16 protein-coding genes are annotated in these 18,772 nt (G+C 73.3%); 9 read left to right on the forward strand and 7 right to left on the reverse strand.

The features are described 5' to 3' along the window. Positions 1-147 precede the first annotated feature (147 nt). The 4 genes from BS75_RS25070 (at position 148) to BS75_RS25085 (ending at position 4,903) form a co-directional block, all read left to right on the forward strand. Positions 148-807 (forward strand): TMEM175 family protein, encoded by a 660-nt coding sequence (locus BS75_RS25070; RefSeq protein ID WP_052069680.1) that lies wholly within the window; start codon positions 148-150, stop codon positions 805-807. Between the two features lie 1,098 nt (positions 808-1,905). Beyond that, the gene (locus BS75_RS25075; protein WP_042437256.1) at positions 1,906-2,211 is read left to right on the forward strand and encodes a chorismate mutase; all 306 of its coding nucleotides are present in this window, start codon (positions 1,906-1,908) and stop codon (positions 2,209-2,211) included. A gap of 137 nt (positions 2,212-2,348) precedes the next feature. Beyond that, positions 2,349-3,953 carry a glutamine-hydrolyzing GMP synthase gene (gene guaA / locus BS75_RS25080; RefSeq protein ID WP_034089860.1) on the forward strand — a complete coding sequence of 535 codons (1,605 nt, stop codon included), beginning with the start codon at positions 2,349-2,351 and terminating at the stop codon, positions 3,951-3,953. A gap of 158 nt (positions 3,954-4,111) precedes the next feature. After that, the gene (locus BS75_RS25085; protein ID WP_197091960.1) at positions 4,112-4,903 is read left to right on the forward strand and encodes a class II aldolase/adducin family protein; all 792 of its coding nucleotides are present in this window, start codon (positions 4,112-4,114) and stop codon (positions 4,901-4,903) included. An 8-nt stretch (positions 4,904-4,911) separates the two neighbouring features. On the opposite strand, the gene BS75_RS25090 is transcribed toward BS75_RS25085, so the two are convergent. After that, on the reverse strand, positions 4,912-5,202 hold the full coding sequence (locus BS75_RS25090) for a hypothetical protein (RefSeq protein ID WP_034089861.1): 291 nt from the start codon (positions 5,200-5,202) through the stop codon (positions 4,912-4,914). Then, complete coding sequence (locus BS75_RS25095; protein WP_034089862.1) at positions 5,199-6,575, reverse strand: PspC domain-containing protein; 1,377 nt, start codon at positions 6,573-6,575, stop codon at positions 5,199-5,201. Before BS75_RS25095 ends, BS75_RS25090 begins: the two co-directional genes overlap by 4 nt. A 117-nt stretch (positions 6,576-6,692) precedes the next feature. Here BS75_RS25095 and BS75_RS25100 point away from each other — a divergent pair, with 117 nt between their 5' ends. Both BS75_RS25100 and BS75_RS25105 read left to right on the forward strand, forming a co-directional pair. Beyond that, positions 6,693-8,090: a PspC domain-containing protein gene (locus BS75_RS25100; protein WP_042437257.1), complete on the forward strand. Its 1,398-nt coding sequence runs from the start codon at positions 6,693-6,695 to the stop codon at positions 8,088-8,090. Then, positions 8,087-8,818, forward strand: coding sequence for a LuxR C-terminal-related transcriptional regulator (locus tag BS75_RS25105; protein ID WP_034089864.1), 732 nt, complete (start codon positions 8,087-8,089; stop codon positions 8,816-8,818). The genes BS75_RS25100 and BS75_RS25105 overlap by 4 nt, the downstream gene beginning before the upstream one ends. A gap of 38 nt (positions 8,819-8,856) precedes the next feature. Here BS75_RS25105 and BS75_RS25110 read toward each other — a convergent pair whose 3' ends face one another. Then, positions 8,857-9,444 carry an RNA 2'-phosphotransferase gene (locus tag BS75_RS25110; RefSeq protein WP_042437258.1) on the reverse strand — a complete coding sequence of 196 codons (588 nt, stop codon included), beginning with the start codon at positions 9,442-9,444 and terminating at the stop codon, positions 8,857-8,859. Between the two features lie 105 nt (positions 9,445-9,549). Between BS75_RS25110 and pcrA the strand changes: the two genes are divergently transcribed. Then, positions 9,550-12,171, forward strand: coding sequence for a DNA helicase PcrA (pcrA, locus tag BS75_RS25115; protein WP_034089865.1), 2,622 nt, complete (start codon positions 9,550-9,552; stop codon positions 12,169-12,171). A gap of 45 nt (positions 12,172-12,216) precedes the next feature. Here the strand turns inward: pcrA and BS75_RS25120 are convergent, their stop codons facing one another. Then, positions 12,217-13,041 carry an esterase/lipase family protein gene (locus BS75_RS25120; RefSeq protein ID WP_042437259.1) on the reverse strand — a complete coding sequence of 275 codons (825 nt, stop codon included), beginning with the start codon at positions 13,039-13,041 and terminating at the stop codon, positions 12,217-12,219. A 323-nt stretch (positions 13,042-13,364) separates the two neighbouring features. Here BS75_RS25120 and BS75_RS25125 point away from each other — a divergent pair, with 323 nt between their 5' ends. Continuing rightward, positions 13,365-13,778, forward strand: a complete 414-nt coding sequence (locus BS75_RS25125) for a cobalamin B12-binding domain-containing protein (protein ID WP_034089866.1) — start codon at positions 13,365-13,367, stop codon at positions 13,776-13,778. Positions 13,779-13,835: 57 nt separating this feature from the next. Here BS75_RS25125 and BS75_RS25130 read toward each other — a convergent pair whose 3' ends face one another. The 3 genes from BS75_RS25130 to BS75_RS25140 all read right to left on the reverse strand — a co-directional run bounded on the left by BS75_RS25130 (position 13,836) and on the right by BS75_RS25140 (position 17,358). Further along, a complete protein-coding gene (locus BS75_RS25130; RefSeq protein WP_034089867.1) occupies positions 13,836-14,264 on the reverse strand; it encodes a GNAT family N-acetyltransferase in 429 nt (142 codons plus the stop codon). Positions 14,265-14,365: 101 nt separating this feature from the next. Beyond that, positions 14,366-15,922: a DUF5691 domain-containing protein gene (locus tag BS75_RS25135; RefSeq protein ID WP_081982564.1), complete on the reverse strand. Its 1,557-nt coding sequence runs from the start codon at positions 15,920-15,922 to the stop codon at positions 14,366-14,368. Then, the gene (locus tag BS75_RS25140) at positions 15,919-17,358 is read right to left on the reverse strand and encodes an SWIM zinc finger family protein (protein WP_034089868.1); all 1,440 of its coding nucleotides are present in this window, start codon (positions 17,356-17,358) and stop codon (positions 15,919-15,921) included. The genes BS75_RS25135 and BS75_RS25140 overlap by 4 nt, the downstream gene beginning before the upstream one ends. A gap of 238 nt (positions 17,359-17,596) precedes the next feature. Between BS75_RS25140 and BS75_RS25145 the strand changes: the two genes are divergently transcribed. Continuing rightward, positions 17,597-18,757, forward strand: coding sequence for an ATP-binding protein (locus BS75_RS25145; RefSeq protein WP_034089869.1), 1,161 nt, complete (start codon positions 17,597-17,599; stop codon positions 18,755-18,757). Positions 18,758-18,772 lie beyond the last annotated feature (15 nt).

The raw sequence follows: 18,772 nt of genomic DNA on the forward strand, positions 1-18,772 counted from the left end.
GCTACGGCGCCGATTCTGCCGAAAACTCCGCCAACCCCCGCGCCGGGCCGCTAGATTCCCGATCAGAACCCGCCCGCGTCGACGACCACCGTCGCCGCGGGCGGTGTCATCTCGGGGGAGTGCCGTGGTTGTTGCGAACGAGGTGCGGTGAACGAGTCAGGGCGGGTCGAGGCGTTCAGCGACGGGGTCTTCGCCGTCGCCATCACCCTGCTGGTCCTGGGCATCAAGGTGCCCTCGGGGTCCGGCATGTGGCACCAGATCACCAGCGAGGACGGCTCGTCCTACGCCGCCTACGCGCTCACCTTCCTGGTGATCGGCATCATGTGGGCCAACCACCACCAGGTGTTCGGCTTCGTCTCCCAGGTCGACCGGGCGCTGCTCTTCTTCAACCTGCTGCTGCTGATGGTCGTGGTCGCCCTGCCCTGGGCGGCGGACGTCGTCGCCAACTACCTGGACAAGCCGGCCGAGGCCTCCAATGCGATGGCCATCTACAGCGGCTTCATGGTGGCCCACTCGATCACCTTCTCGCTGCTGTGGTGGTGGCTCACCCGGACCGGCCACTGCTTCGACGCCAGGGTGGACACGGTCGCCGCCCGGGCCATGCGGCTGCGGTTCGCGGTGGGCCTGGTGGTCTACCCGGTCCTGCTCGGGCTGTCCTTCGTCTCGGCGCTGCTGGCGCTGGCGCTGCACGGGGTGCTGGCGCTCTACTACGCCTTCAACCAGCTCCCGGTGCCGGTGCGGCCGGCCGGGCCGGTGCCGGCTGAGGGAAGGGCAGAGGGCCCCGCGGGGGAAGACGGGGCCCTCTGACTGCATGCACGCGGCGTCAGGGCTGCGCCGGTGCTGCGGAAACGGCACCGGGGGGTGGGTGCCGTCCGTCGGTTGGTCCGGTGGGTCGGCCTGCCGGCCTGTGGGCCAACGTCGGGTGGTGGCCTGTGAGGGCGAACCGGTGGAGTGAACCTCCGGGGCGAACGGGACGGGCGCGTGGGGCGCGCATCCGGGTCATGCGCCCCATGGGCGTGACAGCGGTCGCGTCGGCGACTCCATGTCACTCAACGTGATGACGGAAGGGTTCCGGCCGCTCGGGATCGACCGTGCGGAATCCGGTTGTCCGTCCCGCTGCGAACTAATTCTGGTCCACCCCCTCACCAGCATCGTGGGGGATATGGACGGGTTTCCGCAAGCAGTTCGACCCACTTCGGCATAGTCGATTTTCAGGCTCGTCCGGGCGGGGGTGGCGCGAGGGGCGCGGCGGGTGGCTGTCACGCTCTGCAAGGAGAGGTCGCGGGGAGCACGGTGTTCGCGCGCGCCGGGGACGGTACCCGTGGTGCGGATGGCTCCGGGGGGACGGTGAGGGGAGCGGCCGCAGGCGGTCCGGGGCGGCCGTGGGCACCGTCCCGGGCTGCTCAGGGGTGGTCCGGCGACCGGCGTCCCGGCTGCCGGACCACCCCCTCACGTCCAGTCGCTACCGGGCCGCTGTCCCCTGCTGTCCGGTCGCAGTGTCGATGCGAGGTCCCACGACGGGCCGCTGACGGCACGTCTCATCGCATCGGCTGACTGTCCTGCACACTCCACGCGTGGTCCTGCTGCCGTGCGCGACCCCCGGAAGAAGAGGGAGCGGGTCCGCATCCCTGGAGGGGACGCGGACCCGGCACGGTCATCGGGCACAACGAATTCACTGACGAGGAGTCACGCCCTCTGGTCCGTGGCGAACGGGTGAAGCGGGTACGATGTCGCCCATGTTCATCACGGCGTACGTCTTTAGCTATGGCACCGGAGGCTCCGGCTGCCATGGCGATGCCGCCTGCTGAACGTACGAGACAGGCATCGCACAAGCGCCCCGGGCCACTGGCCCGGGGCGCTTGTCGTCTCCCCGGACCGGGCCCCGTCCTCCAGGGAGAGACCATCATGAGCAGCACCCCCGTCAGCAGCGCGGCCGCCGTCGGCACCACCTCTGTGGCCGAGCCCGAGGCCGAGGCGGTCATCGCCGGCGCGCGCGCCCGGATCGACGCGCTGGACGAGCGCATCCTCGCCCTCGTCCAGGAGCGGATGGCGGTCTCCGCCGAGGTCCAGACCGCCCGGATCGGCAGCGGCGGCCCCCGGGTCGCCCTCACCCGCGAGATGGAGATCCTGGCCCGCTACCGCGCGGCGCTGGGCCCGCAGGGCACGGAGGTCGCCATGCAGCTGCTGCAGCTCTGCCGGGGCCGGGTCTGACCCCGTTCCCGACCCCGTTCCCGACCCCGTTCCCGACCCCGGTTCCCGGCGCCCGTCGCGACCTCGCGGCAGGCGCCGCCGGACCTGGCCGGTACCATGGGGGAACAGCCCCCATCGCACCGCCGGAAGGCCGCCACGTGGCATCAGCGACCCCCGACCACCAGGCCGAGACTGCGCACTCCGAAGGAGCCGTCCTCGTCGTCGACTTCGGCGCGCAGTACGCCCAGCTCATCGCGCGCAGGGTCCGTGAGGCCCATGTGTACAGCGAGATCGTCCCCTCCACCATGCCGGTGGCGGAGATGCTCGCGAAGAAGCCCCAGGCGATCATCCTCTCCGGTGGTCCCTCGTCCGTCTACGCCGAGAAGGCGCCCTCGCTCGACCGCTCACTGTTCGAGGCCGGGGTCCCGGTCTTCGGCATGTGCTACGGCTTCCAGCTGATGGCCATCTCCCTCGGCGGCACCGTCGACAACAGCGGTGCCCGTGAGTACGGCCGCACCCCGCTGACGGTCTCCGAGACCGGCTCGACGCTGTTCGCCGGCACCCCCGCCGAGCAGTCGGTGTGGATGTCGCACGGCGACGCCTGCTCCGCCGCGCCCGAGGGCTTCACCGTCACCGCCTCCACCGAGGTCGTGCCGGTCGCCGCCTTCGAGGACGACGCGCGCAAGCTCTACGGCGTCCAGTACCACCCCGAGGTGCTGCACTCCACCTACGGGCAGCAGGTGCTGGAGCACTTCCTCTACCGGGGCGCGGGCATCAAGCCCGACTGGACCACCGGCAATGTGATCGAGGAGCAGGTCGCCCTGATCAAGGCGCAGGTCGGCGACAAGCGCGCCATCTGCGGCCTGTCCGGCGGCGTGGACTCGGCGGTCGCCGCGGCCCTGGTGCAGAAGGCCATCGGTTCCCAGCTGACCTGCGTCTACGTCGACCACGGGCTGATGCGCAAGGGCGAGTCCGAGCAGGTCGAGAAGGACTTCGTGGCCGCCACCGGCGTCCGGCTGAAGGTCGTCGACGCCGAGGAGCGCTTCCTCACCGCGCTGGCCGGAGTCTCCGACCCGGAGCAGAAGCGCAAGATCATCGGCCGGGAGTTCATCCGGGTCTTCGAGCAGGCCGCGGCCGAGATCGTCGCCGAGGCCGGCGCCCACGGCGAGTCCGTGGAGTTCCTGGTCCAGGGCACGCTCTACCCGGACGTGGTCGAGTCCGGCGGCGGCACCGGCACCGCCAACATCAAGTCGCACCACAATGTCGGCGGCCTGCCCGAGGACCTCCAGTTCGCGCTGGTCGAGCCGCTGCGCCAGCTGTTCAAGGACGAGGTCCGGCAGGTCGGCGCGGAGCTCGGGCTGCCCGAGGAGATCGTCCAGCGCCAGCCGTTCCCCGGCCCCGGCCTGGGCATCCGGATCGTCGGCGAGGTCACCAAGGAGCGGCTCGACCTGCTCCGCGAGGCCGACGCCATCGCCCGCGCCGAGCTGACCGCGGCCGGCCTGGACCGCAGCATCTGGCAGTGCCCGGTGGTCCTGCTCGCGGACGTCCGCTCGGTCGGCGTCCAGGGCGACGGCCGCAGCTACGGCCACCCGATCGTGCTGCGCCCGGTCTCCTCCGAGGACGCCATGACCGCCGACTGGTCGCGGGTGCCCTACGAGGTGCTGGCGAAGATCTCGACCCGGATCACCAACGAGGTCGCCGACGTCAACCGAGTCGTGCTGGACGTCACCAGCAAGCCCCCGGGCACCATCGAGTGGGAGTAGTCCCACCCGCGCAGGCGTCGACCGCGCCGCCACCCGGCCTTCGTCCGGGTGGCGGCGCGGTCGTTTCCGGGAACGGCTGGTCCCGGGACCTCTGGTCAACGACGCTACCGGGGGGTAGCTTCCAGAGCGAGGACAGGAATCCGCCGAGGAGAGCCGCCATGACCAACCCGCCCCCCGCCCCCGTACCCATGGACCAACTGCAGTTCGCCCTGCCGCAGACCTTCGCGACCGTCGAGGAGGAGCGGCAGCACCGCAAGGAGCGGCTGGTGGTGGCGCTGCGGCTGTTCGGCCGCTTCGGCTTCGAGGAGGGCGTGGCCGGTCACATCACCGCCCGCGACCCCGAGTGGACCGACCACTTCTGGGTGAACCCCTTCGGCATGTCCTTCAAGCACATCAAGGTCAGCGACCTGATCCTGGTGAACCACGAGGGCCAGGTCGTGGCCGGCCGGCACCACGTCAACCAGGCCGCGTTCGCGATCCACGCCCAGGTCCACGCCGCCCGCCCGGACGTCGTCGCCGCCGCCCACAGCCACTCGGTGCACGGCAAGACGCTGTCCTCGCTGGGCGAGCTGCTGGAGCCGCTGACCCAGGACGTCTGCGCCTTCTACGAGGACCACGCGCTGTTCGACGACTACACCGGCGTCGTCCTGGACGTGGAGGAGGGGCGCCGGATAGCCAAGGCCCTCGCCGGCCACAAGGCGGTCATCCTGCGCAACCACGGGCTGCTGACCGTCGGCGACAGCGTGGACGCCGCCGCCTGGTGGTTCATCACCATGGAGCGCTCCTGCCAGGTCCAGCTGCTGGCCAAGGCGGCCGGCAAGCCGGTCCACATCAGCCACGAGAACGCGGTGGTGACCCGCGAGCAGCTCGGCAACGACCTGGTGGCCTGGATCAACTACCAGCCGCTGGCCCAGCAGGCGCTGCGCACCGAGCCCGACATGTTCGAGTAGCGGTCGTCCTACCGGAACGGGCGATCGAAGCCGGTGGGGTCGTACGGCGCGTACTCGGTGCCGCCGTCGGAGGACTCCGGCGCCGGCTCCGACGCCCGCTTCTCCCCGCCCCGGTCGCCCGCCATCCGGTACAGCGCGGCGGCCAGCCCGCCGGCCCCCAGGGCGATCAGCACCAGCGGGATCACCAACTGCCCGTCCACGCGCACCATGCCCGCCGACTCCAGCAGGTAGAGCACCGCGACGGCGACGAAGGCCACCCCGGTGACCAGCGAGAACAGATCGAGTCGATGGCGCCTCACTGGGTGACCTCCACTTGTCCCGCCCCGACCGACAGGTCGAGGTCGATCGTTCCGTACTCCGCCGCACCGCCCGCGTTCAGCGTCTCCGTCCGGGAGGCGGAGACGCCCCCGCTGCCGTCGCCGCCGGGCAGGACCACCGCGCCCGCGCCCACCTTGGCGGTGATCACGATCTCGGGCCCGGTGGGCAGCTGCACCCGGAGCAGCCCCGCGCCCAGGCTCGCCCTGGTGTGCGCCTGCTGTCCGGCCCCGGGCCGCACGTCGGCCAGGTCCAGCGTCGCCTGACCGGAGCCCAGCTGGTAGGACGGCGCCAACTGGCCGACCGCCGCCGGCGCCCAGCGGATGTGCTGGAACGAGGTGCGCAGCGGTACCGGGCTGGCGCCCACCGCCGCCACGGCCAGGGTCAGCAGGGTCGCCCAGAGCACCAGGCCCCGGCCGCGTCCCCAGCGGGTGCCGACGATCAGTCCCAGGCCGAGCACCAGCAGGGCGGCGGCCAGCACCGCGAGCAGGCTCACGCCGTGGTGGGTGCGCACGCCGACGGCCCACATCACGCCGCCGGTGATCACCGCGAGGCAGAAGAAGACCGAGCCGAGCGCCGAGCGCCTCCGCCGGGGCGGTTCCGGCCGCTGCTCCCGCTGCCGGGGCCCGGGGTCCGGGGCCGCCGGCGGCTCCGGCGGCGGCACCCGGAACGGGCTCGGCTCCGGATCGGCGAGCGGCGGCGGTGGCGTCGTCCCGGGCTTCAGCAGCGGGTCCAGCCGCTGCCACCAGGCCGGGGCGGGCGGGGCGATGGCATCGGTCGCGATCACCGCGGTCGTGGCCGTGGCCGTGGCAGCGGTGGCGGCCGGCCGTGGCGGCTGCGGTTCGCCGGCCGGGGCCGACAGCGGGGCGTCGGCCGGAGCCGAGGCGTCCGCGACCGGCGGTACCGGCCTGGCCTGGAACCGGTCCGGGTCGTAGCGCAGCGCGGCGAAGGCCAGCAGCGCGATCAGCAGCAGCGGGAACAGGTGGTCGCTGTCGCCCATGTAGGAGAAGAAGATCCCGGTGCCCAGCACCGTGACCAGCACCGCCCCCAGCGACTGGCCGTCCACCCGCCCGGACATCAGCCGCTTCAGCTCGCTCGGGCCGTCCTGCTCGACCGGGATGATCAACCAGGCCAGCCCGTAGATGAACAGGCCCACCCCGCCGGACAGGCAGAGCACGGCGACGACCACCCGGAACACCACCGGGTCGATGTTCAGATGGCGGCCGAGTCCGCCGCACACCCCGGCCACCACCCGGTGGCTGGTGCTGCGTTCCAGCGGCGGCCGGGTCGGCGCGCGCGGTCCCTCCGGTGGCTCTGCCGTTCCCGACTCCGGTGCGGGCGGTGTCTCCTCTGTCATACCGCCATCCTCCGGCCCGCCCGCCGCTGCGCCCATCCGTCATCTCCCTGGTCCGACCCTGAGGCCAACCCTGACACAGCTCGGGGCAACGACAGGGAAGGTTCCTGCGCAACCCTGATGCCCGGCACACCCCGACCGTGTGACGATCAGGGGGTGGCAGCAGCAGACCTCACCCCCGAGAGCACCGAAGCCGAGCCCGTGCGCATCCGGAAGCTCTACCGGATCCCCGAGGGACGGATGATCAGCGGGGTGGCCAACGGGCTCGCCGCCCACCTCGGCGTCCCGGTCTTCTGGGTGCGCGCGGCCTTCGTGGTGCTGCTGCTCGGCAACGGCCTGGGTGCGCTGCTCTACGCGGCCTTCTGGTTCGCGGTGCCGCTGGGCATCCGCAGCGTGCCCAGCTACTGGCAGCAGGGCAGTGTCGGGCCCTACTCGCTGGTCAAGGAGGAGCGCGGCTGGCGGCGGGTGCGCCGGGCGCTCCAGCAGACCCTCCAGGGCGAGCCGCTCGGCGGTCCCGGGCCGCGCCCGCGCGCCGGTGAGGCCGAGGCGCACCGGGGGCCGCTGCTGGCCCTGATAGCACTGGTCGCCGGCGTCCTGGTGCTCTTCAACACCCTGACCAAGCAGTCGAGTTCGCCCTACATCTGGCCGTTCCTGGTGGCCGGGCTCGGGGTGGCCGTGGTCTGGCGGCAGGCCGACGACGCCCGCTGGGCGCGCTGGTTCTCGCTCGGCGACGGCAAGCGGAACTCGGCGCTGCTCCGGCTCTGCGCCGGGGTGGTGCTGGTCGCCGCCGGGGTGGTCGGCTTCCTGGTGGAGTCCGGCTCCATCGGCGACTTCGCCAAGGTCTTCCAGGCCGTGCTCGCGGTCCTGGCCGGGGTGCTGCTGCTCGGCGGGCCCTACATGCTGCGGATGTGGCAGGACCTCAGCGCCGAGCGGCGCGAGCGGATCCGGGCCCAGGAGCGGGCCGAGGTCGCCGCGCACATCCACGACTCGGTGCTGCACACGCTGACCCTGATCCTCCGCAACGCCGACGACTCCAAGGAGGTCTCCCGGCTGGCCCGTGCCCAGGAGCGGGACCTGCGGCAGTGGCTCTACCGTCCGTCCGGTCCCGGCGAGTCCGCCGGCGCGCCGGCCACCCTGGCCGAGTCGATCCGCGCGGTCGCCGCCGAGGTGGAGGACCTGCACGGGATCCCGGTCGAGTTCATCCACGTCGGCGACTGCCCGATGGACGAGGGGCTCGCCGCCCAGGTCCAGGCGACCAGGGAGGCGGTGGTGAACGCCGCCAAGTACGGCGGCGGCGAGCCGGTCTCGGTGTATGCCGAGGTCGAAGGGAATACGGTGTGGGTGTTCGTCCGTGATCGCGGGCCCGGTTTCGACCTGGCCTCGGTGCCGGAGGACCGGATGGGCGTGCGCGGGTCGATCATCGGCCGGATGCAGCGGCACGGCGGGCACGCCCGGGTACGACCGGCACCGGCCGGCGGTACCGAGGTCGAACTTGAGATGGAGAGGGCCGAGGGATGACGGGCGGGGAAGAGAGCACCGAGGGAACCGCGGCCGTCGGCCGCCGGGCGCGGGTCGTCCTGGTCGACGACCACCGGATGTTCCGTACCGGCGTGCGCGCCGAGATCGGGCAGACCGAGGCCACCGGCGTGGACGTGGTCGGCGAGGCGGACGATGTCGAGCAGGCCGTCGCGGTGGTCACCGCGACCAGGCCGGACGTGGTCCTGCTGGACGTGCACCTGCCCGGCGGCGGCGGGGTCGAGGTGCTGCGGCGCTGCGCCTCGCTGATGCCCGGCGGCACCGCGCCGGCGGACTCGCCCGAGGGCGCGGGGGCGGTGCGCTTCCTGGCGCTGTCGGTCTCCGACGCGGCCGACGACGTCATCGGCGTGATCCGCGGCGGCGCGCGCGGCTATGTCACCAAGACCATCACCGGCACCGACCTGGTGGACGCGATCTTCCGGGTCGCCGACGGCGACGCGGTCTTCTCACCCCGACTGGCCGGCTTCGTACTGGATGCCTTCGCCGCGACCGACACCCCTCCGGTCGACGAGGACCTGGACCGGCTCACCACCAGGGAGCGCGAGGTGCTGCGGCTGATCGCGCGCGGCTACGCGTACAAGGAGATCGCCAAGCAGCTGTTCATCTCGGTGAAGACGGTCGAGAGCCATGTCTCGGCGGTGCTGCGCAAGCTCCAGTTGAGCAACCGTCACGAACTGACCCGCTGGGCGACCGCCCGCCGACTGGTCTGACCGACCTGGATCCGCCGGCTCCGGGTTCAGCTCCGGGTTCAGCTCCGGTCGCCGGTCCGGGCACCGTGCCCGCCGAGGTACTCCGACGGGACCGCGTCGGTCAGCCAGACGCCGTTGGCACTGACCCGGAACCGGTGGCCCGCGGCGGCCATCCGGGCCGCGTCCACCACCAGCACCACCGGGCGACCCCGGCGGGCGCCGACCCGGCCGGCCGTCTCCCGGTCGGGGGAGAGGTGCACGGCGTGCCGCTGCATCGGGCGCAGCCCCTCGCGGCGGATGGCGGCCAGCGCGCCGGGGTGGGTGCCGTGGAACAGCACGGCGGGCGGTTCGGCCTCGGCGTAGCCCAGCTCCACCTGGACGCTGTGGCCCTGGCTGGCCCGGATCCGGGTGCCGGTGGCGTCGAAGGCGAAGCGCTGCTTGTCGTTGTCGGCCACCACGCGGTCCAGCCGGTCCCGGGTCATCGGCCGCCGGTGCGCGGCCAGCGCCGCCAGCAGTTCGTCGACGGCGACCCAGCCGCCCGGGTCGAGGGTGAGGCCGATCCGGTCGGGTTCGTGCCGGAGCACCAGGGAGAGGAAACGCGACTGCTTCACCGTCTGTGCGGTGTCAGGGTCGTTCGAATGTGACATGTCCGATGACGGTACGGAGTCGCCGCAGGCGCTGTCTCCCGGTTTTTGCGGCGGCTGCCGGCTTTTGGAGAGGGCTGTCGGCGGGGCGGCCTAGACTCGGAGACGATGAGCAGCCTCTTTGACGACATCCCCCTGCCCGGCCTGGACGCCCCGGGTGACGCGCCGTACGACGACGCCCCCTTCGACGGCGCGCCCTTCGACGACGCCCCCTACGAGGAGGAGCTGCCCGCCGACCTGTTCGCGGGCCGTTTCGACGCGCCGCCGCCCGGCCGGGACGCGTTCCACCGCGACGGCGCCCCGCGCACCGTCGTGGATCCGGTGCAGCTGCTGGACGGGATGAACCCGCAGCAGCGCGAGGCCGTGGTGCACGCCGGGTCGCCGCTGCTGATCGTGGCCGGCGCCGGTTCGGGCAAGACCCGGGTGCTGACCCACCGGATCGCCTACCTGCTCGCGGCGCGGGGGGTGCAGCCGGGGGAGATCCTGGCCATCACCTTCACCAACAAGGCCGCCGGTGAGATGCGCGAGCGGGTCGAGGACCTGGTCGGCCCCCGGGCCAAGGCGATGTGGGTGTCCACCTTCCACAGCGCCTGCGTCCGGATCCTGCGCCGCGAGAGCAAGCTGCTGGGCTTCACCTCCAGCTTCTCGATCTACGACTCGGCCGACTCCCAGCGGCTGATGGCGCTGTGCTGCCGGGACCTGGACCTCGACCCCAAGCAGTTCCCGCCGAAGTCCTTCACCTCGAAGGTGTCGAACCTCAAGAACGAGCTCATCGACGAGGAGACCTACGCCGGGCAGGCCGAGAACCCGATGGAGCGGAAGCTCGCGGAGGCCTACACCCTGTACCAGCGGCGGCTGCGCGAGGCCAACGCGCTGGACTTCGACGACATCATCATGACCGCGGTGCACCTGCTGCAGGCGTTCCCGAGCGTCGCCGAGTACTACCGCCGCCGCTTCCGGCACATCCTGGTGGACGAGTACCAGGACACCAACCACGCCCAGTACACCCTGGTCCGGGAGCTGTCCGGGGGCGCGGCCGGCTCCGGGCCCAAGATGACGGTGGACGGCGAGTACGTCAATCCGGCGGCGGCCGGGCTGGCGTCGGTGCCGCCGGCCGAGCTGTGCGTGGTCGGTGACGCGGACCAGTCGATCTACGCCTTCCGGGGTGCGACCATCCGCAACATCCTCGACTTCGAGGAGGACTACCCGAGCGCGACCACGATCCTGCTGGAGCAGAACTACCGCTCCACCCAGACCATCCTGAGCGCCGCCAACGCGGTGATCGAGCGCAACACCAACCGCCGGGCCAAGAACCTGTGGACGGCGGGCGCGGACGGCGCCCGGATCGTCTCCTACGTCGCGGACGACGAGCACGGCGAGGCCCAGTTCGTCGCCGACGAGGTCGACCGGCTGTGCGACGCCGGCGACGCCCGCCCCGGCGATGTCGCGGTCTTCTACCGGACCAACGCCCAGTCCCGGGTGTTCGAAGAGGTGTTCATCCGGGTCGGGCTGCCCTACAAGGTCGTCGGCGGGGTGCGCTTCTACGAGCGCAAGGAGGTCAAGGACGTCCTGGCCTACCTGCGGGTGCTGTCCAACCCCGAGGACACGGTGCCGCTGCGGCGGATCCTCAACGTTCCCAAGCGCGGGATCGGCGACCGTGCCGAGGCGATGATCGACGCGCTGGCCCAGCGCGAGCGGATCTCCTTCGCCGAGGCGCTGCGGCGCGTGGACGAGGCATACGGGATGGCCGCGCGCTCGGCCAACGCGGTGAAGAAGTTCAACGAGCTGCTGGCCAAGCTGCGCGGCGTGGTCGACTCGGGCGCGGGTGCGGCGGCCGTGCTGGAGGCGGTGCTGGAGGAGACCGGCTACCTGGCCGAGCTGCAGGCCTCGACCGACCCCCAGGACGAGACCCGGGTCGAGAACCTGCAGGAACTCGCGGCCGTGGCCCTGGAGTTCGAGCAGGCCGAGGCGGCGGCCGAGGCCGCGCTCGCCTCGGCCGAGGGGGAGCTCGACGCCGAGGACCCCGACGCCGAGCCGGTGGCCCGCGGCCTGGCCGGCTTCCTGGAGCGGGTGGCTCTGGTCGCCGACTCGGATCAGATTCCGGATGATGAGGGGGGCGAGAACAAGGGCGTCATCACGCTGATGACGCTGCACACGGCCAAGGGGCTGGAGTTCCCAGTGGTCTTCCTCACCGGCATGGAGGACGGCGTCTTCCCGCACCAGCGTGCCCTCGCTCAGCCCAAGGAGCTGGAGGAGGAACGCCGACTGGCGTACGTCGGGCTGACCCGGGCCCGCGAGCGGCTCTACCTCTCCCGCGCCGTGCTGCGCTCGGCCTGGGGCCAGCCCTCGTACAACCCGGCCTCGCGCTTCCTGGAGGAGATCCCGCCGACGCTGGTCGACGAGAAGCGCTCGGCCGCCTCGGCGGCGCCCTCGGCCAGGGGCGGCTTCGGCGGCTCCTCGCGCGGCTCGTCCAGCGGTCTGACCAGCGGCTTCGGCAGCGGCTCGGGCAAGCGGGCGGCGCCGGCCGGCTGGGGCAGGAGCGCGGGCCGGATGAAGGACCGCCCGGCGGTCTCGCTGGCCGTCGGCGACCGGGTCACCCACGACCGCTTCGGTCTCGGCACGGTCGTCGCCGTGGCCGGCCCGGCCGACGACGCCAAGGCCACCATCGACTTCGGCACCGAGGGCACCAAGCAACTGCTGCTCCGCTACGCCCCGGTGGAGAAGCTCTGAGCCCGGCCGTCAGGTACTGGTCGTCCGTCAGGTACTGGCCGTCCGTCAGGCGGTGAGCCGTTCGGCCGCAGTGAGTCGGACGGCGGGGGCGGGCGGGTTCGACAGGCGCTGCCGGAGCAGGGCCAGCACCTGGGGATGGACCGGCAGCGAGACATGGCCGGCCCCGGCCACCCGGATGTTCTCCACCAGCAGGTCGGGGTGGAGCAGCCGGGCGCTGCCGGGTGGCAGCACCAGCGGGTCGAAGTCGCCCCAGAAGCAGAGGAACCGGGTGTCGCAGTCCGGCGCGGGGGCGCTCAGCGTCCGCAGCGTCCGGCTGCCCGGCAGGAGTTGACGGGCCAGCGGCAGCGGATGGAGCAGCAGCGCGGTGGGGGTGCCGCTGTGCGGGGTGCCGAGGGTGGCCACCGTGTGGACGTGCTCGGATCCGCCGAGGTGCTGGACGTAGTAGCGGGCGATCAGCCCGCCGAGGCTGTGGCCGACCACCGCGACCCGCTCACCCCCGTACAGCTGCCGGGTGCTGACCACCTGTCGGCCGAAGCGGACGGCGGCGCCGTGGACGTCCGCGGTCAGCGGGCTGTAGCCGAGGGCGTGCACATGCTCCCAGCCGTGGCTGCGCAGTGAGCGCCGGAGCAGGGTGAACACGGCACGGTTCTCGAACAGGCCGTGCAGCAGCAGCACCGGGGCGTGTCCGGGCGGGGCCGTGCCGGTGCGCCGGGACGGCTGCGGCGGGTGGACGCAGGTCGGGGCCGGCGGCGGCCAGCGGCCGGGGGTGAGGCCGGTCGGCGCGAGCAGCAGTTGCCCGGCGAGGGCGGCGGTCTCCAGCCCGGCGGCGCGGACGAGGTCGACGGTTCGGCGCAGAGGGATGCAGCTCACGGCTCCGGACTCCCAGGTGCAGGCGGACGCAGGGGCCGGCGGACAGGTCCCGTGGTCGGACGGACAGGGGCGCACGGTGCCGGGTGAAGTGGGTGGGCACGGGTGGATTGCGGCCGGGCGGCGCCGGGTCCAACGTGCGGTGAACGTTGGTTCCGGTGTGATTCTCCCCTCGGTCGGGGCCGTGAAACGGCGCAGGGGCAGCGCGGACGATAACCTCCGCCCTAGCGATGCGAACGACTGTTAACGTCGGGCGCACGGGGCAGAACCAGGAAACGGACGCGGAAACCCGGTCGGGGTCGTCCGCGCTGACGCAGGAGGCAACGATGGGTGTGTCCGGACCGATCCGTGTGGTGGTGGCCAAGCCGGGCCTGGACGGCCACGACCGCGGGGCCAAGGTGATCGCCCGGGCGCTCCGGGACGCGGGTATGGAGGTCATCTACACCGGGCTGCACCAGACCCCGGCGCAGATCGTGGACACCGCGATCCAGGAGGACGCCGACGGCATCGGCCTGTCGATCCTCTCCGGCGCGCACATGACCCTCTGCGCCAAGGTGGTGGAGCTGCTCCGCGAGCGCGAGGCGGAGGACATCAAGCTCTTCTGCGGCGGCATCATCCCGGAGGACGACATCCCGCTGCTGAAGGAGATGGGCGTGGCGGAGATCTTCACCCCCGGGGCGTCGACCCGGGACGTGGTGGCCTGGGTGGTCGGCCATGTGGGCTCGGGCGCGGCGGCGTAGCGGCCTCCTGGTTCCGTCCCGCCGCCCCTGTCGGGCGGCGGGACGGAACCGGCGCCGCTAGCTGCCCAGGGCCATCCAGCGTTCGGGCTGGGCGAGTGGCTCGAAGCCCGCCTTGGCGTAGACCCCGTGGGCGTCCGCCGTGGCCAGCATGATGCGGCGGAGGCCGTACGGGGCGAGGTGGTCCCGGACGCCGGCGGCCAGGGCGGTGCCGAGGCCCTTGCCGCGTACGGCGGGTGAGATGAAGACGTCGCAGAGCCAGGCGAAGGTCGCCCGGTCGGTGACGACCCGGGCATAGCCGACCTGGGCGTCGGAGGCGCGGTCGTAGACGCCGAAGTTGAGCGAATTGGCGATGGCGCGGTCCTGCTTCGCGCGGGGGCGGCCGAGGGCCCAGTAGGAGTCCAGCGACAGCCACTGGTGGATCAGTTCGGCGTCGAGGCGGGCCGGGTCGGTGGAGAGCTCGTAGCCCTCCGGGAAGTCGATGGTCATGGGGCATCCAAGCAACCGGAGCTTTCGGAGGGCCACCGGATATCCGCTCCGAACAGCGGACGCCAGGGACCGAACACCGGAGCCCGGGCACCGTACGCCGGTCACGGCCGGGTCGGCTCGGCCAGCTCGGCCAGCATCGTGGTGCGGAGCCGGAGGGTCGCGCCGAGGCGGCCGAAGGTCTCCTCCCAGGCGGGGGAGGCGTTCACCGCCAGGGCCGCCAGCTCCTCGGCCATCTCCGGGGCGAGGCAGCGCTCGGTCACGCCGATCACCCCGCTGTGGCTCCACGGGTAGCCGCCGGCGGCGGCCACCCCGGACAGCGCCGCCAGCACGGCCCCGCCCAGTGCCGCCGGCCATGGCGCCGGGCAGGCGACCAGCAGTTGGAAGGTCTCGGCCAGACCGTGCCGCCGCACGTACCCGGCCGTCCAGCCGGCCCGCTCGGCCGGCTCCAGCACGGTCAGCAGCTTCGCCGCCGTGCCCACCGGGGCGGGCTCCCCGGCGGTCAGGGACAGCAGCGCCCGCGCCCAGTCGCGGTCGTTCTGCCGGACGGCGGCGCGGGCCCAGGCGTCCCGCAGGTCCTGCTGCCAGGTCTCGGAGACCGGCAGGGCCAGCACCGCCTCGGCCGGTCCGATCCGTTCCGCCCAGACCGCCAGCGGGGTCGCGGCGACGGTCTCGCCGAGCCAGAAGGCGCGGTCCGAGCGCCCGGTCGGCGAGGCGGCCGGGATGCCGTCCCGCTGCATCGCCGCGTCGCAGGCCGTCGGCGGATGGACGGCCAGTCTGGGCCCGTCGGCCGTCTCCGCCAGACTGACGGCGGCCAGGGCGCGCTCGGCCATTCGACCGGCCAAGGCCGAACCGGGCAGGGTGGACAGCAGCTCGGCGGCGGTGAGCCGGACGTTCTTGGCACGGTCGCTCAGCGCCGCCTCCAGAAAGGGCTCGTCGGCGGCGGACAGCCCCTCCTGGAGGGCGTCCAGGAACAGCAGCCGGTCCTCGCCCCGCTCGCTGCTCCAGCTCCCCTGCAGCAGCTCCAGGGCGGCGGCGGGGTCGTGCCGGCGCAGCTGGGTGAGGTGGGTGACCCGCTCCGCGAACAGGCCCTCCTGCCAGAGCACGAAGTCCGGTGCGGTGGCGGTGCGGCCGGGGACGGGCGTTCGCAGCACGAAGCGCCAGTCCTGGTTCTGTTCGGCGAGCCAGCGGCCCAGGGGCCCGGCCAGCACGACCGCGTCGCTCCGCAGCTCGCTCCGGGAGCGGGCCGCGTCCAGCAGCGCCGGGACCAGTGCGGCGGGGCAGCGGTAGCCGTGGGTGCGGGCGGCGGCCAGCCACTGGGGGAGCAGTTCGTTGAGGTTGGCGAGGTTGCCGCCGCCCGTGCCGCCCGAACCGCCGTCCCGGGTCGGCAGCAGCAGGGCGAGCCGGACCCGGGCGGCGTCGGACAGCTCCGGCCGGGAGTCCGGACCGGGGCCCGGCGGAGCGGCGGCGGCCGGGCCGGGCCGGAGCCCGGCCCGGCGGGCCCCGGCCTCCAGCGCCGCCCGGTCGAGCAGGTCGGGGGGCGCGGGCAGCGGGCGCCGGTCGGTGCCGAGCAGGGCGGCGGTGACCAGGTCGGCCCAGCCCACCGTGGCTGCCGGGGCCACCCGGGCGTCCGGGGCGATCGGGTGCGGGGCTGTGGTCATGCGGTGACCCCCAGGATGCGGGTGCGGGTGGCGTCGGTGCCGGCGTCGGCGTCGGCGGCCTCGGGGGCGTCGGCGTACCAGGCGGTGATCGGGGTGAAGCCGCGGTGCCCGCATTCGCCGAAGAGCGTCAACGGACGGCCGGCGGAGACGGCGGCGAGCTTCCACAGCCCGTGGACGGGGGTGCTGCGTCGGTCCACCGGTATCGACAGCGGGACCGGTCCGCTGTGGTCGGCGAGGCTCCAGCCCAGCGGTCCCGGCACCGGTACGACCCGGTCCAGGACGACCGGCCAGGACTCCAGCCAGGGATCGTCGCCGAGGGCCCGGCCGTAGGCGTCCAGTGCGTCGTCCAGGCTCACCCCGGCCGGGACGGCCTCCGCCGGGTCGGGTGTCCGGGGCGCGGCGAAGCGGGTGCCCAGGGCGGCCCGCAGCGGCCGGGCGCCGGGGTGGAACGCCAGTTCGGCCTCGATCAGGAGGCCGGTGGGGAGGGCCAGTTCGGGGGCGACCCCGGGACGGCCGAAGGAGAGCAGCAGGGCGGAGCGCCCGCTGTCCCGGCCACGCAGCCAGATCCGACGGGTCGTCAACCGCTCGTCGGCGGCCTCGCTGCTGCCGAGTACCAGCCAGTGGTCGCGGACCAGTGACCCGCGCAGCAGCTCGGCGGTGTCGACGGTGAAGCCGACGCGGGCGCGGACCGTCGCCGCCAGCGGCTCGGGCAGGGTGTCGACCCGCCGGTAGCCGGCGGCCAACAGGTGCAGCAGGCCGTACTCCTCCAGCAGCCGGGACGGCCATCCTGGACCGGACGCGGGGACCGCGCCGAGCTCCCGGGCCCGCGCGGCCAGCCCCGGGGCCTGGGCGTCGACCATCCGGGCGGCGACCTCCCCCCAGCCGGCGGCGCCCTGGGCGGGCGCGTCGGCCAGCCCCGACCGCAGCTGGTCGGCCAGCCGGTCCTCCAGCTCGGCCGCCCCGGCGGCCACCCGGGCGGACCGGCGGGCCAGCCGCCGGTCCGCGGCGAGCCGGGCAGCCCGTTCGGCGGCGCCGTCCTCCGTTCCGTCCGTGTCCGTTCCGTCCGCGTCCGTGTCGGCGGTGGCCCGGGCCGTCTGTTGCCGGGCGCGCAGGCCGCGGGCGTTCAGCCAGTCCCGGGCCCAGTCCGGGGCCGCCGTCGCACCGGTGGTGTGTGCGGACCAGAGCAGCAGCAGTCCGAGGGCGTGCTTGCAGGGGAACTTCCGGCTGGGGCAACTGCACTGGTAGGCCGGGCCGCTGAGATCGACGACGGTCCGGTACGGGCTGCCGCCGCTGCCCTGGCACTGGCCCCACAGGGCGGCGTCGTCCGAGCCGGTGACCGACCACGGCGCGGGGTGCGAGAGTTTGGTCGCCGCCTTGCGTGACGAGGCGTCAGGGGCGAGCGAGAGAACGTGTTCGGGTGTCCAGCGATCCTCCATGGCAACGACGGTAGACGCCGGGTCCGACAATTCCTTCGGGCTGACGTTCCCGCAGGCCACAGCCGTCCGGCGGAGGGCCGGGGGCGATTGTCAGTGGTGCGGTGCAGAGTGGTTCTCGCAGTCGACGGGATGCGCCGGCGTCCCCTCGGCTGCCCGATTCCGACGTTGAGTCCATCCGTCTGTCGCTCGTTCTTCCTTACTGGGACTGCCCGTTCGTCCGATCGCCCTGGGGGTTGCCATGACCACGTCCACTGCCACGTCCACTGCCGCGTCCACTGCCGACGGCGGCACCGCCGCCGCAGGCGGGACCGCTGCGGCCGAGACGCTCCGGCCGCACGCGGAGACCGCCTACGCCGCCGAACTCGCGGCGCTGGCCGCCGCCGACGACCGGCCCCGACCGGCGCGCTGGCTGCTGTCGCCCTGGGCGGTGGCCACCTACCTGCTCGGCGGCACCCTTCCCGACGGGACGGTGATCACGCCCAAGTACGTCGGCCCGCGCCGGGTGGTCGAGGTCGCCGTCACCACCCTCGCCACCGACCGCGCCCTGCTGCTGCTGGGCGTGCCCGGCACCGCCAAGACGTGGGTCTCCGAGCACCTGGCCGCCGCCGTCAGCGGCGACTCCACCCTGCTGGTCCAGGGCACCGCCGGGACGCCCGAGGAGGCCGTCCGCTACGGCTGGAACTACGCCCGGCTGCTGGCCGAGGGGCCGAGCCGGGCGGCGCTGGTGCCCAGCCCGGTGATGCGGGCCATGGCCGGGGGGATGACCGCCCGGGTCGAGGAGCTGACCCGGCTCCCCGCCGACGTCCAGGACTCGCTGATCACCATCCTGTCGGAGAAGACCCTGCCGATACCCGAGCTGGGGGAGGAGGTCCAGGCCGTCCGCGGCTTCAACCTGATCGCCACCGCCAACGACCGGGACCGGGGCGTCAACGAGCTCTCCAGCGCGCTGCGCCGGCGCTTCAACACCGTGGTGCTGCCGCTGCCGGCCTCGTTGGAGGACGAGGTCGAGATCGTCGCCCGCCGGGTCGGCGAGCTCGGCCGCTCGCTGGAGCTTCCGGCGGTGCCCAGCGGTTCCGCCGAGATCCGACGGGTCGTCACCGTCTTCCGCGAGCTCCGGGACGGGGTCACCACCGACGGCCGGACCAAGGTCAAATCCCCCACGGGGAGCCTGTCCACGGCCGAGGCCATCTCCGTGGTCACCAGCGGCCTGGCCCTGGCCGCGCACTTCGGCGACGGCGTGCTGCGCCCCGGCGACATCGCCTCCGGGCTGCTCGGCGCGGTCGTCCGCGACCCCTCCACCGACCGGCTGGTCTGGCACGAGTACCTGGAGAGCGTGGTCCGCGAGCGCGAGGACTGGAAGGACTTCTACCGCGGCTGCCGCGATGCCGAGCAGCGCTGACCAGGGTGGGAGGAG

It is taken from the genome of Streptacidiphilus albus JL83, from assembly GCF_000744705.1.
Lineage (GTDB): Bacteria > Actinomycetota > Actinomycetes > Streptomycetales > Streptomycetaceae > Streptacidiphilus > Streptacidiphilus albus.